Below are 13,634 nucleotides of genomic sequence, written 5' to 3'. Positions count from 1 at the left end.
GCGAGCCTGCTGGCGATGGCGCCGGGCCTGTCGACTCACCGTTGACTGCCCCATCGCCAGCAGGCTCGCTTCTACAGGTGCCGCAGGGGTCAGGCCGGCTGCAGCTTCTGCTCGAACACCGCCACCCCGTTCAGATCCCGCAGCACCACGCTCATCTCGCCGCTGCGGCCGTCGATGTTCACCTCACCGAAAAACTGGAAGCCGGCGAACGGCGAGGCGTTCTGCGTCGGCGGCGCCTTCTGGAACACCACTTCGGGACCGAAGGTCTTGTCCAGCGCATTGGGCCCGAAGCTGCCGGCGTTCAACGGCCCCGCGACAAACTCCCAGAACGGCTCGAAGTCCTGGAACGCGGCGCGGTCCGGGTGGTAGTGATGGGCGGCGCAATAATGCACGTCCGCCGTCAGGAACACGAAGTTGCGCACCTGCTGCGCCCGCAGGAAACCGAGCAGTTCGGCGATCTCCAGCTCGCGCCCCTGGGCCGGGCCGGGGTCGCCGTTGGCCACCGCTTCCCAGCGCGGCACGCCGGGGCTGACTTCGCCGTCCGGCACGCCGAGGCCGATAGGCATGTCGGCGGCGATCACCTTCCACTGGGCCTTGGAACTCTTGAGCCCGCGCTTGAGCCAGTCCAACTGCTCACGCCCCAGGAACGGCTTGGCCGCGCCGAGGTTGTCGTCGTTGCCCCCGCGGTAACTGCGCATGTCGAGCACGAACACCTCCAGCATCGGCCCGTATCTCAGCCGGCGGTAGATCCGCCCGCCGCCGTCGGCAGCCTGCAGGCGCATCGGCGCGTACTCGAGCCAGGCGCGGCGGGCGCGGCCCACCAGCGTGTGGATGTCCTTTTCCTGGTAGCGCTCGTCGAGCTGCTTGCCCGGCGACCAGTTGTTCACCACTTCATGGTCGTCCCACTGCCAGATCTGCGGCACCTCGGCGTTGAACCGGCGGACGTTCTCATCCATCAGGTTGTAGCGGTAGTTGCCGCGGTATTCGTCGAGGGTTTCGGCGACCTTGCTCTTGGCTTCGCTGGTGAGGTTGCGCCAGAGGCGGCCGCCTTCGACGGTCAGTTGCGCCGGCACCGGGCCGTCGGCGTAGATGGTGTCGCCGCTGTGGATGAAGAAGTCCGGCAGGCGCAGGCGCATGGCTTCGTAGATGCGCATGCCGCCGATGTCCGGGTTGATGCCGAAGCCCTGGCCGACGGTGTCGCCGCTCCAGACGAAACGAATGTCACGCCGGCCCGACGGTGCGCTGCGCAGGTGGCCCAGCCACGGTTCGCTGGCGACCCCGGTGCGGGCGTCTTCGAAGTGCACGCGATAGAAGATCGCCTGGTGGGCGGGCAGGCCGGTGAGCTCGACCCGGGCGGTGAAGTCGGTGCCGGCATCGGCCAGCGCCGATACGACGCGGCGCGGATTGGCGAAGCGGCTGCGGGTGTCCCATTCCACCACCATCTTCGCCGGGCGGTCGGTGCGGCTCCAGATCATGGCCCGGTCGCCCAGCAGATCGCCGGACTGCACGCCGTCGGTGAGTTTCGGCCGGTCCTTGACCGAGGCGATCACGGCCGGCGCCATCCCCGGCACCAGCAATCCGGCGCCGACGACCTGCATGACCCGTCGGCGACCGAGGTCGAATTCGCTCATGGTGTTCTCCCTGAAAAAGGAAAACTAAAGCACGGCTTCATGACCCCGGAGTGACACCCGATGCCTTTCGGCAGGCGATCAGGCCTGTGGGAGCTCGCCTGCTGGCGATGAAGGCAGGTACCGCTATCACAGCCAGCCCCGCTCCCCGGGCGATCACGCGGCGCTGGGCTCCACGGCCAGCTCCACCGACTCCGGCCGCTTGACCAGCGCGTACGCCAACGCCGTCAGCACACTCCCCGCGACAATCGCCAGCAGATACAGCAACGCATGGTTGATCGCGTTCGGAATCGCCATCACGAACAGCCCCCCGTGGGGCGCCATCAGCTTGCAGCCGAAGTACATCGACAACGCACCGGTCAGCGCGCCGCCGGCGATGCTCGCGGGGATGACCCGCAGCGGATCCTTGGCCGCGAACGGGATCGCCCCCTCGGAAATGAAGCACAGCCCCAGCACCAGCGCCGCCTTGCCGGCCTCGCGTTCGGTCTGGGCGAACTTGCGCCGGGCGAGGAACGTCGCGAGGCCGAGGCCGATCGGCGGCACCATGCCGGCGGCCATGGTCGCGGCCATCGGCGCGTAGCTCTGAGACGCCAGCAGCCCCACCGAAAACGCATACGCGGCCTTGTTGATCGGCCCGCCGAGGTCGACGCACATCATGCCGCCCAGCAGCACGCCGAGCAGGATCGCGTTGGTGGTGCCCATGCTGTCGAGAAAGTGCGTGAGCGCCGCCAGCATGCCCGCCACCGGTTTGCCGACCACGTAGATCATCACCAGCCCGGTGAACAGGCTGGCGAACAACGGGATGATCAGGATCGGCTTCAAGGCCTCGAGGCTTTGCGGCAACGCCACATAGCGGCTGATCGCTTTGGCCGTGTAGCCGGCGATGAACCCGGCGACGATCCCGCCGATGAACCCGGCCCCGAGGGTGCTCGCCAGCAGACCGCCGATCATCCCCGGCGCCAGGCCCGGACGGTCGGCGATGGAATAGGCGATATAGCCGGCCAGCAACGGCACCATCAGCTTGAACGCCGTCTCGCCGCCGATCTGCATCAGCGCCGCCGCCAGCGTGCCCTCCTCCTTGAACGCGGTGATGCCGAACACGAACGACAGCGCGATCATCAGGCCGCCCGCCACCACCATCGGCAGCATGAACGACACACCGGTCAGCAGGTGTTTGTAGACGCCGGTCTTCTCTTGTTTCGGCGCAGCCTTTGCGTCGCCCGCGGCGCTCTCCTGCTTGCCCTCGGCCAAGGCTTTCTTCAGCGTGGCTTCGGACTGCTTGAGGGCGATGCCGGTGCCGCAGCGGTAGATCCGCTTGCCGGCGAAACGCTCGGTGGCGACTTCGATGTCCGCCGCGAGCAGCACCACGTCCGCCTCGGCGATGGCCGCTGCGCTGAGCGGGTTGCGGGCGCCGACCGAGCCCTGGGTCTCGACCTGCAGCTCATAGCCCAGGCGCTTGGCGGCCTGCTGCAAGGCTTCGGCGGCCATGAACGTGTGGGCGACGCCGGTCGGGCATGCCGTGACGGCCACCAGGCGCGGAGCGCCCGCTGCCGCAGGCACGGCTTCGGCGTGATCGGCGACGTGCACGGCGGCCTCGACGGCCCCGCGCCGCAGCACCGCTTCGACATCCTGCAACGCCTGCGACGGCGCGATGCGGAACACCCGCTTGCCGATGAACCGGGTCATGTCCACCGGCCCCGTGGCGACCAGCAGCACCCACTCGGCCGCCTCGAGGGTGGTGGCCGACATCCGGCGTTCCGGGTGCGCGGCATCCACCACCTCGACACTGGTGCTCCAGCCCTGGCGCTGGGCCGCCGCCTCCAGCAGGCGGGCGCACAGCACGCTGGTGACCATGCCGTTCGGGCAGGCCGTGACAATGGCTAACTTCATGACAAACCCTCTTATTGTTCTGTCAGGGGACGCACGCGCACGCCCTGTTCGAGCGGCGCCAGGCGCGCCGCATCGTGGATGCCGAAACCGATCTGGGTCACCGCCAGCGCGGCGATCGCCGTGGCGGTGCGCAGGGTCTGCTCGGGCGTATCGGCGCTGAGCAGGCCGTGAAGCATGCCGGCCAGCAGCGAGTCGCCCGCCCCCACCGTGCTGGCCACGCGGACCTTCGGCGGCGTGGCGTGCAGGGCCGCACCGACCGCGAACCAGCTCACGCCCTCGGCCCCGTGGGAAATCACCACATGCTCGACGCCCTGGGCGTGCAGGCGGTTGGCCGCCTGCGCCTGGGCCTCGTGGGACAGCACATCGCAACCCAGCGCATCGGCCAACTCTTCGGCGTTGGGCTTGATCAGCCACGGGTTGGCCTTGAGCGCCGTGCGCAACGCTTCGCCGCTGGTGTCCAGCGCGACCTTCAGGCCCAAACCGTTCAGGCGCTCGATCAGCTCGCGCAACCACTGTGCGCTCACCCCGCGCGGCAGGCTGCCGGCCACCACCACCGCATCGTGCCCCGGCGCAATCTGCACCAGACGGTCGAGCAAGGCTTGCTGCGCCACGGCGCCGACCACCGGCCCCGGCCCGTTGATGTCCGTGATGCGACCGTCGTGCTCGGCCAGTTTGAGGTTGCTGCGGGTCTCGCCCGGCACGCGGATGAAGGCGTCGACGAACCCGCGCCGGGCGAACAGGTTCTCGAACGCTTGCAGGTTCTCCTCGCCGAGGAACCCGCTGACCGTCAGCTGATGCCCAAGGTCCGCCAGCACTTGGGCGACGTTCACCCCTTTGCCGGCGGCGTGGCTGTGCATCTCGTCGCTGCGGTTGACTTGGCCGGCCTCAAGGCGCGGCAAGCGCACCGTCAAGTCGAGGGCCGGGTTGAGGGTCAGGGTCAGGATCTTGGCCATTTACAGAGCCTCCACTAATGCGCGCACATCCTGTGCGCTGCCCACGGCAAGCGCTTGCCGGGCGACGGTTTGCGCCTGGGTCAGGGTCAGTTCACGGATGCGCGCCTTGACTTCGGCGACGCTGCGGGCGGCCACGCTCAGTTCATCCACACCGAGGCCGACCAGCACCGGCACCGCCAGCGGATCGGCCGCCAGCTCGCCGCACACGCCGACCCATTTGCCGTGGGCATGGGCGGCGCGCACGGTGATGTCGATCAGGTGCAGCACCGCCGGGTGCAGGCCGTCGGCCTGGGCCGAAAGGGTCGGGTGGCCACGGTCGATGGCCAGGGTGTACTGGGTCAGGTCGTTGGTGCCGACGCTGAAGAAGTCCACCTCGCGGGCCAGCACCGGCGCCAGCAGCGCGGCGGAGGGCACTTCGATCATGATCCCCAGTTGCAGGTCGGCCACCGGGATTTCCCGGCGCAGACGCTCGGTCATGTCCCGGGCCTGACGCCACTCCTCGACGCTGCCGACCATGGGGAACATGATCCGCAGCGGACGGTTGTCGGCCGAACGCAGCAAGGCGCGCAACTGCGCTTCCATGATCTGCGGACGCTGGAGGGTCAGGCGGATGCCGCGCACGCCGAGGAACGGGTTTTCCTCTTTGGCGATCGGCCAATAGGGCAACGGCTTGTCACCGCCCACGTCCAGGGTGCGCACCACCAGCGGCCGACCGGCGAGGCCGTCGAGGACGCGGCGGTATTCGGCTTCCTGGGTGGCCTCGTCCGGCGCTTGCGGGTGGGCCATGAAGATCAGCTCGGTACGCAGCAGGCCGATGCCTTCGGCGCCCTGCTCCACCGCGCTGGCGACGCCGGCGCTTTCGCCGATGTTGGCGAACACCTCCACTGCGTGGCCGTCGGCGGTGAGCGCCGGTTGATGGCGCTGTTCGGCGGCGGCCTTCAGACGTTGCTCGCGGCTGTCGCGCTCTTCGGCGGCCCGTTGCAGGGTCGCGGCGTCGGCGTCCACGTGCAGGCGGCCGCGCTGCCCGTCGAGCAGCAGCGGCGTGCCCGGCGCCAGCAACAGCACCGCAGCGCCGGCGCCGACCAGCGCCGGAATGCCCAGCGCCCGGGCCACGATGGCGCTGTGGGCGGTGGCCCCACCGCGCGTGGTGAGGATCCCCGCCACCCGCGCCGGATCGAGCCGCGCCACATCGGAGGGGCCGACCTCTTCCATCACCAGAATGTAAGGTTGCGCGGGCTCGCTCAGGGTCTGCACGCCGCACAGTTGCGCCAGCACCCGCCGACCGATGTCGCGCAGGTCGGCGGCGCGCTCGGCGAGCAAGGCGTCCTGCAGCGACTCCTGTTGCTTCGCCGCCGCCTCGATCACCGCCATCCACGCCGCCTCGGCGCTTTCGCCCTGCTTGAGGCGGGTGTCGACTTCGTCGGTGAGCTCCGGGTCGTCGAGCATTTCCAGGTGGGTGATGAAGATCTCGCGGATGGCCTTGGCCTGGCTGCGCTCGATCAAGCCCTGGATGTCGTGGCGCACTTCGCTCAGCGCTTGCTGGAGACGCTCGCGCTCGACGGCGGCGGACTCGCCGCGCAGCGGGTAATCGATGGCCTGTTGCACCTGAATGTGCGCCGGCCCCATGGCGATGCCGGGGGCGGCGGCGATGGCTTGCAGCAGGCTGCCGGAGGCCGGCGCGACAAGCACCTCGGCCACCTCGGCGAGCGCCTCCTGCGCAGGGGCGACCGCCGGCAGCGGCTCGACCTCTTCGCCCAGCCCTTCTTCAATGGCCGCCAGCAGCGCCGGCAAGGCATCGGCGGCGATGGCCGGTTCGGCGATCAGTTCCAGCACCTGGCCGCGACGGGCGCCGAGGCTGAGCAGCTTGCTCAGGCTTTTCACCGACACGGCGCTGTCCTGGCCGTCGACGAGACGGATGCGGATCTCGCCCTCAAAATTCTTCGCCAGTTGCGCCAGCACCTTCGCCGGCCGTGCATGCAGGCCATGGGCATTGGCCAGGGCGATGCGCGCGCTCGGCCAGTCGACCGGCAGCTCGCCGCCCAGCACCTCCAACACTTTGCGGCTGCTGGTGGCGCGGCCCAGCTCATGGCCGCGCCCCTCGATCAGCAGCGCGCACAGGCGTTCGAGCAGCGCCTGGTGGGCCTCGCCCAGGCTGGCCAGGCAGAACAGCCCGTTGAGGGGCTGGCCGAGGTAGCGCATCGGCTTGTCCGGGGTGACGAAGGACAGGCCCGGGCGCTTCACGGTCTGCTCGCTGTGCAACCACCACAGGCCGTCGCCCAGCGGCAGCGCTTCGACCTGCTGCAGCACGCCGGAGAAACCGTTGCTCACGCAATCGGCCTGGCGCAGCAAGCGCGCACCGCGCCAGACCAGTTCTTCGAAATCGTCGGCGGACACGCTAAGGCCGATCATCTGCGCATCCAGCGCCAGCTCCTGGGGCGCGCCCTGCAGCAGCTTCAGCAACGCCTCGGGCGAGCCGGCGCGGCGCAGCGCCTGGCCCAGGTCGGTCTCGCCCAGGGCGCGGGTCAAAAGTTGCAGCAGACGCAGGTGCTCATCGGACTTGGCCGCGATGCCGATGGCCAGGTAGACGATCTGGCCGTCGCCCCAATCCACGCCGTCGGGGAACTGCATCAGCCGCACGCCGGTGGCGAACACTTGATCGCGGGTCTCCGGGGTGCCGTGGGGAATGGCGATGCCTTGCCCGAGAAAGGTCGAGCCCTGGGCCTCCCGCGCCTGCAGCCCGGCCAGGTAACCGTCGGCCACCAATCCATCGGCCACCAGGCGGTCAGCCAGCAGTTGCAGGGCGGCGGACTTATCCACAGCCGACCGGCCCATGGAAATCTGCTCTACAGTGAGCTCGAGCATGCGTTCTCCTTTTTGGCATCGGGAGGTGCCAGGTATTGTTGTGGATAGTTTCAGCTTAGCGCCTGCACTTTTCAGGGGCAGTTTTGGCGGATTCGCGGCAGCTGCGGCCAAAGGCGACTAAAGTGCAGAAAATACGCCTGCTGAAACGTTTAATCTAGATTGATCGGCACGTTACTCGATAATGTCCCATCCTTGAAGGCCAACCGTCGGCTGCGCTGCGACAATGGTCGCCTCCCCGAATCGGGTAGGATTGGCGAAAATGTCGGGGCACGCTGGAAAAAACAAGGAAATCCCGGGTGAAACTCAGTGATATCGCGCGGCTGGCCGGAGTGTCCGTGACCACCGCCAGCTACGTCATCAACGGCAAGGCCGAACAGCAACGCATCAGCAACGCCACCGTCGAGCGGGTGCGGGCGGTGGTCGATCAGCACGGCTTTACCCCCAACCCCCAGGCGGCCGGGCTGCGCAGCCGGCACACCCGCACCTTGGGCTTCATCCTGCCGGACCTGGAAAACCCCAGTTACGCGCGGATCGCCAAGCTGCTGGAACAAGGCGCCCGGGCCCGGGGCTACCAATTGCTGATCGCCAGCTCCGACGATGCGCCGGACAGCGAACGGCAACTGCTGCAACTGTTCCGCGCCCGCCGCTGCGATGCGCTGATCGTCGCCAGTTGCCTGCCGGCCGGCGACGACAGCTATCGCCAATTGCAGGCCAAGGGCCTGCCGATCATTGCCATCGACCGGGTGATGGATCCTGCGCACTTCTGCTCGGTGATCAGCGACGACCGCGAGGCCAGCCTGCACCTGACCCAAAGCCTGCTCGAACCGCAACCCAAGCAGATCGTCCTGCTCGGCGCCCGTCCCGAACTGAGCATCAGCCAAGAGCGGGCCGCCGGGTTCAGGCAGGCGCTGGCCGGGTTCAAGGGCGACATCCTCATCGAGCATGCCGAGTCGTTCAGCCGCGACTGCGGCAAGCAACTGATGGAAGAACTCCTGCAACGGCTGGGGCATTTGCCGGACGCACTGGTGACTACGTCCTACGTGCTGCTGCAGGGCGTGTTCGATGCGCTGCACGACTTCCCGCTCAAGAACCGCCCGCTGCGCCTGGGCACCTTCGGCGACACGCAACTGCTGGACTTCCTGCCGCTGCCGGTCAACGCCATGGCCCAGCAGCACCAGCTGATCGCCGACAAGGCCCTGGCCCTGGCGTTGGCCGCCGTCGAGCAATCGGACTACGAGCCCGGCGTGCAGGCCATCGCCCGCACCTTCAAGCAGCGCATCCGCCTGGACTGAACCGTGGAGCTGATCGACAGCCACACCCATCTGGACTTTCCCGACTTCGACGCCGACCGCACGGCGTTGATGGCCGAGAGCCGCGCCCTCGGAGTGCGGCGGATGGTGGTGCTGGGGGTATATGAAGGCAATTGGCAACGGGTGTGGGACCTGGTGCAGGGCGACGCCGACCTGTACGCGGCGTTCGGCCTGCATCCGGTGTATCTCGACCGACACCGCCCGCAAGACGTGCAGGCCCTCGGCGACTGGCTGACCCGGCTGCGCGGCCATCGGCAATTGTGCGCGGTGGGCGAGATCGGCCTGGACTACTTCATCGAAACCCTCGACCGCGAGCGCCAGCAGGCGCTGTTCGAGGCTCAGCTGCAACTGGCGGCGGACTTCGGGCTGCCCGCGCTGATCCACGTGCGGCGCAGCCATGCGGCGGTGATCGCCACGCTCAAGCGCTTCAGGCTCAAGCGCGCCGGCATCATCCACGCCTTCGCCGGCAGCCGCGAAGAGGCGCGGGAGTACATCAAGCTGGGGTTCCGGCTGGGCCTGGGCGGCGCGCCGACCTGGCCCCAGGCGCTGCGCCTGCACCGGGTGCTGGCGGATCTGCCGCTCGATTCGGTGGTGCTGGAGACCGACTCGCCGGACATGGCCCCCGCCATGTTCCCCGGCGTGCGCAACACCCCCGCGCATCTGCCGGCGATCTGCGCGGCGCTGGCCGCCCTGATGGCCGTCAGCCCCGAACGACTGGCCGCCGCCAGCACGGCCAATGCCTGCGAGGTGTTCGGCTGGTGATCAGTCGCCGTGGGCCTTGGCGGCGTCGAGGATCAGCGTCAGGTGCTGCCGGTGGCGGAAGTAACGCGTGACGGCGAAGTACACGAACACCGTGATCAAAGACGCGTTCAACTGTTCGGTGACGCTGAGCAGCCCCACCCACTCCATCACCAGCGCCACCAGCAGCGCGGTGCACACCGTCACCCGCGCGCTGGCGCGCAACAGCCCCAGCGAGTCGAGGGACCTGAAGCGTTTGATCTGCTGCGGGCAACGCAGCTCCAACCGTTGCTCGCAATGGGGGCAGGTGAAGGCTTCGTTGATCGAAAGGGCATTGAGCTGCCAGGGCTTCAGCACCAAGGTGGTCTGACAATGGGCGCAACGGCCTTGGACTCCCAAGGTGGCGACGGACATTAACGGGCTCCTCCAAGCGGTCAAGTCGGGTGATCTTGATTGATTGAAGACGAAAAAACAGAGCGCGGAGAAAAACAGGATTTGGCTTACAAATGTAAGCAAAAAAGTACTACAAAAAATTCCACAACCTCAGCCGTGGGAGCACGACCGCTCCCACGAAGGCCGGATCGAACCCAACGTCAGACCCGGAACGCGTTGATCAACTGCTTGAGCTCCACCACCTGCGCCGACAGGGCGCGACTGGCGTTCTCGGTCTGGTGCGCGCCTTGCGCCGTACGCTCGCCGGCACGGTTGATCTCGACGATGTTCTGGTCGATGTCGTGGGCCACGGCAGTCTGCTGCTCCACGGCGGCGGCGATCTGCTGGTTCTGGTCGACGATCATTCCGACCGCGCCGAGGATGTTTTCCAGCGCCTGCTGTACCTTTTCCGACTGCCCCACGGTGCCGTTGGCCATCTGATGGCTGACGCCCATGGCCTTCACCGCCGCGCCCACGCCGCCGTGGAGCTTGGCGATCATCTGCTCGATTTCCTCGGTCGATTGCTGGGTGCGCTTGGCCAACGTGCGCACCTCGTCCGCCACCACCGCAAAACCCCGCCCCTGCTCGCCCGCCCGCGCCGCTTCGATGGCGGCGTTGAGCGCCAGCAGGTTGGTCTGCTCGGCGATGCTCTTGATCACTTCCAGCACGCTGCTGATCGACTGGCTGTCGCTGGCCAACTGGTTGATCACCAGCACTGACTGATCGATCTCGCTGGCCAGCGCCGCGATGCTGCCCTGCTGGGACTCCACCAGGCCGCGCCCGCTGACGGTCTCGTCGTTCACGCTGTGGGCGCTGCTGACCGCCGCCGCAGCGCTGCGCGCCACTTCCTGGGAGGTGGCCGACATCTGGTTCATGGCCGTCGCCACCTGCTCGATCTGGGTACGCTGGCCGGCCACCGCCTGGTTGCTCTGGGCCGACACGCTCTGCACCTGACCGGCCTGGCGCTCGACCTCGCTGACGGTCTGCCCGACCCGTTCGATCAGGTCGTGGATCTTCTTCACGGTGCCGTTGAACACCTCGCCCAGCTCGCCCAGTTCATCCCGGCTGTTGGCGCGGAAATTCACCGTCATGTCGCCGGCCGCCACTTTGTCCATCATGGCGCCCAGACGTTTCAGGGTGGTGCGGGTCGACGCGTAGAAACCGCCGTAGAGGTAGAAAATCAACACGAACACCACCGCCAGCGCCACCGCCTGCAGCACCATGTGCGTGCGGTTCTGGGCCAGGCGTTGCTGCAATTGGCTGTCGAGGAACTTCAGGGTCGCTTCGTTGAGCTGGTAAGTGCGCTCCATCAGCCCGCTGACCTGATCGTAGAACGCCTGCCAGGGCGCATCGAGGGTGTCGGCCATCACCACTTGCTCCTCGAACAGCTCGCTGGCCTGCTTGAGCGAGGCCTTGCTGGCGTCCGCCGGGGCGCTGAGGAACTCCCGCGCCGCCTTGCTCGAACCGAGGGCATCCTGCAGCTTCAGGCCGTACTCGGCCTGGAGTTTTTCGATCTGCGCCAACAGCTCGTCGAAGCGGGTGCTGGATGAACTGTTGAGAAAACCTTGGCCCAACGAGTACGAGCCCATGGCCCGGCCTTCGCCGAGGGTCTGGGTGACGGCCGGGGTGATGGCGGTGACCAGCTCGCTGAGCTGGCGCATGTCGCTTTGGCCGTCGCGGCTCAGGCCGGCCTGGCTGGCGACGATCTGGCTGAAGATCTGCGCACTGCCCAGCAGCTTGCCGATCAGCGCGCTTTTGCTTTGCAGGGAGTTCTCCGCTTGCTGGGCCTTGAACGCGGCGATCATCTCATCGCGCTTGGCGTCGAACACCGCGGTCTGCTCCGGATCGTCGGTCATCGCCTTCAGCCCTTGCAGGCGCGTCAGCACGTTCTGCTCAAGGGTGGTGATGTTCGCTTCGACATTGCCCGCCTTGCCCGACTGGCCGAGGGTCACGTTGATCTGCACCAGGTTGTTGAGGGTCTCCAGATCCCGCCGCAGGCTCAGGCTGCTGCCCAGCAGGTCGAGGCTTTGCAGTTCCACCCGGGTGCCCTGGAACTCGCGGTACGAATCGCGCACCAGATAGAAGTTGGTCACCAGCATCGGCACCAGGAACAGGACGCTGATCAGGCTGAACTTCATGCCGAAGCTCAGGCGGTTCATCAGCGAGACGGCGGGATAGAGCAAGCTCTTCACTGGAAGTCTCCCTAGGTTTGTTCTTGTTTTTATTGGCAGGCGCGGGGCGAAAGCAGATAGCCACTATCGAGCGCCATCTCTGTATAGCTCAAATCGGAGGGAGGTTTTGTAACTTAAGGTTAACGGCCGAGGCGAGGGCGCTAGCTCCCGCCGGGAAGCGGAGCGCCCCATTCGCAGCGGGCGTGTTGCGCAGTCCGACGGGAGCAAGCGCCCTCGCCTCAGGCTATGCGGGTCAGCGGACCAGGACGGTCCACAAGGCAAACCCGGCGTACCACAGCACGGCGGCGCGCAGCAGCAGTTCCCACAGGCAATCCAGGGTGTTGATGCCTTCCGGGCCGGTCACCGGCGGCGGGATCTCCCCGGCGGCCAGGCCTGCCTTGTCGATCAGGCGGGCGGCGCTGATGTGCCAGTTCAGCAGTTCATGCAGCATCACCCGGCTGACCGCGACGAAGTTGCCCACCAAGGCCAGGCTCGCCGCCAGCAGGCGCACCGGCACCCAGTCGAACGCGTGCCGCAGCTGCGCCGCCCGTTCGGCCACCGCCGGGTTCGCGGCGTTCTCCTCGGCCAGCGCCAGCAAGCGGTAACTCAAGGCCGCCACCGGGCCCAGCAGGAAATACCAGAAGATCACCGCAAAGAAGCTCTGGTAGGCCTGCCACAGCAGATGCCCCTGCACCCGCGCCAGCAACTGCTCGCCACGGTCGGCGCAGATGCCCAGGTCGCGCTTGGCCACGTGGGCCGCCGCTTGCAGGTCTTCCCGGCGCCAGGCGTCGCGGAACGGCCCCAGGCCGCCGAGCAGGTCGTTGCGCCCCAGACTGTAGATCACCACCAGCAGATGCACCGGCAGGGCCAGCAGGCCGTAGGCCACCGGTTCCAGCACCACCAGCAGCAACGCCAGCAGCGCCACCGGCAGCAGCACCAGCACCGTCAGCACCAGCCAAGGGCGCTTGGCCAGGCCGCCGCTTTCGAGCTTGTGCAGTTCGCGGATCCATCCGCCGTCGCGCTGGACCCGATGGCGCAGGGCCGAGAATTTCTCGATCCAGACCGCCAACAGCAACACCAGAAAACTCATTGTCCTTCCTCTTGTGCCAGGGCCGCCCGGTAGCGTGCCCAGTCGAATGCCGGCCCCGGGTCGGTCTTGCGGCCGGGGGCGATGTCGCTGTGCCCGCAGATGCGTTGTCCGGTGATGGCCGGAAACCTCGCCTGCAACTGCCGGGTCAGCGCGGTCAGCGCCTGGTACTGCGCGTCGGTGAACGGTAGATCATCGGTGCCCTCGAGCTCGATGCCCACGGAAAAATCGTTACAGGTCTCGCGTCCCTCGAAACGGGAGACGCCGGCGTGCCAGGCGCGCTCAAGACAGGAGACAAACTGAGTGACCTTGCCGTCACGCTCGATCAGAAAGTGCGCAGACACCCGCAGGTCGGCGATACCCGCAAAGTAGGGATGTTCGGTGACATCCAGACGGTTCTGGAAAAATTCCTGCACCTTGCCGGTGGCGAACTGCGCCGGCGGCAGGCTGATGTTGTGGATGACCAGCAGGGAGACTTCGCCCGTCGGGCGTTCATTGAAGTTGGGCGACGGACAGACCTGCACCCCGTGACACCACCCGCTTGCGGGATCCAACTGCATACC

At 67.4% G+C, this 13,634-nt stretch carries 10 protein-coding genes and 1 pseudogene; 2 read left to right on the top strand and 9 right to left on the bottom strand.

The window, feature by feature from the left end; all coding sequences use genetic code 11:
* Positions 1–89 precede the first annotated feature (89 nt).
* The 4 genes from CAG41_RS11745 to ptsP form a co-directional block, all read right to left on the bottom strand.
* On the bottom strand, positions 90–1,631 hold the full coding sequence (locus tag CAG41_RS11745; RefSeq protein WP_085631738.1) for an alkaline phosphatase: 1,542 nt from the start codon (positions 1,629–1,631) through the stop codon (positions 90–92).
* A 153-nt stretch (positions 1,632–1,784) separates the two neighbouring features.
* Positions 1,785–3,518 (bottom strand): PTS fructose-like transporter subunit IIB, encoded by a 1,734-nt coding sequence (locus CAG41_RS11740; protein ID WP_085707030.1) that lies wholly within the window; start codon positions 3,516–3,518, stop codon positions 1,785–1,787.
* A gap of 11 nt (positions 3,519–3,529) precedes the next feature.
* The gene (pfkB, locus tag CAG41_RS11735; RefSeq protein ID WP_085578486.1) at positions 3,530–4,471 is read right to left on the bottom strand and encodes a 1-phosphofructokinase; all 942 of its coding nucleotides are present in this window, start codon (positions 4,469–4,471) and stop codon (positions 3,530–3,532) included.
* A complete protein-coding gene (gene ptsP, locus CAG41_RS11730; RefSeq protein ID WP_085707029.1) occupies positions 4,472–7,333 on the bottom strand; it encodes a phosphoenolpyruvate--protein phosphotransferase in 2,862 nt (953 codons plus the stop codon).
* A 296-nt stretch (positions 7,334–7,629) separates the two neighbouring features.
* On the opposite strand from ptsP, the gene cra reads away from it, so the two are divergent.
* Positions 7,630–8,625, top strand: a complete 996-nt coding sequence (cra, locus tag CAG41_RS11725) for a catabolite repressor/activator (protein WP_085707028.1) — start codon at positions 7,630–7,632, stop codon at positions 8,623–8,625.
* Between the two features lie 3 nt (positions 8,626–8,628).
* Positions 8,629–9,405 carry a TatD family hydrolase gene (locus tag CAG41_RS11720; RefSeq protein WP_085694964.1) on the top strand — a complete coding sequence of 259 codons (777 nt, stop codon included), beginning with the start codon at positions 8,629–8,631 and terminating at the stop codon, positions 9,403–9,405.
* On the opposite strand, the gene CAG41_RS11715 is transcribed toward CAG41_RS11720, so the two are convergent.
* The 5 genes and pseudogenes from CAG41_RS11715 to ampD all read right to left on the bottom strand — a co-directional run bounded on the left by CAG41_RS11715 (position 9,406) and on the right by ampD (position 13,631).
* Positions 9,406–9,795, bottom strand: coding sequence for a hypothetical protein (locus CAG41_RS11715; RefSeq protein WP_085694965.1), 390 nt, complete (start codon positions 9,793–9,795; stop codon positions 9,406–9,408). It lies immediately after the preceding gene.
* A gap of 179 nt (positions 9,796–9,974) precedes the next feature.
* Positions 9,975–10,679, bottom strand: coding sequence for a methyl-accepting chemotaxis protein (locus CAG41_RS29160; RefSeq protein WP_371856093.1), 705 nt, complete (start codon positions 10,677–10,679; stop codon positions 9,975–9,977).
* Between the two features lie 153 nt (positions 10,680–10,832).
* Positions 10,833–11,036, bottom strand: a pseudogene (locus CAG41_RS29155) (HAMP domain-containing protein); the annotation flags it as partial.
* Positions 11,037–12,237: 1,201 nt separating this feature from the next.
* A complete protein-coding gene (gene ampE / locus CAG41_RS11705) occupies positions 12,238–13,074 on the bottom strand; it encodes a regulatory signaling modulator protein AmpE (protein WP_085578473.1) in 837 nt (278 codons plus the stop codon).
* A complete protein-coding gene (ampD, locus tag CAG41_RS11700) occupies positions 13,071–13,631 on the bottom strand; it encodes a 1,6-anhydro-N-acetylmuramyl-L-alanine amidase AmpD (RefSeq protein WP_085578471.1) in 561 nt (186 codons plus the stop codon). The genes ampE and ampD overlap by 4 nt, the downstream gene beginning before the upstream one ends.
* Positions 13,632–13,634 lie beyond the last annotated feature (3 nt).

It is taken from the genome of Pseudomonas sp. B35(2017), from assembly GCF_002113645.1.
Classification (GTDB): Bacteria; Pseudomonadota; Gammaproteobacteria; order Pseudomonadales; family Pseudomonadaceae; genus Aquipseudomonas; species Aquipseudomonas ekonensis.
This window is presented reverse-complemented; position numbering and strand designations above follow the sequence as displayed.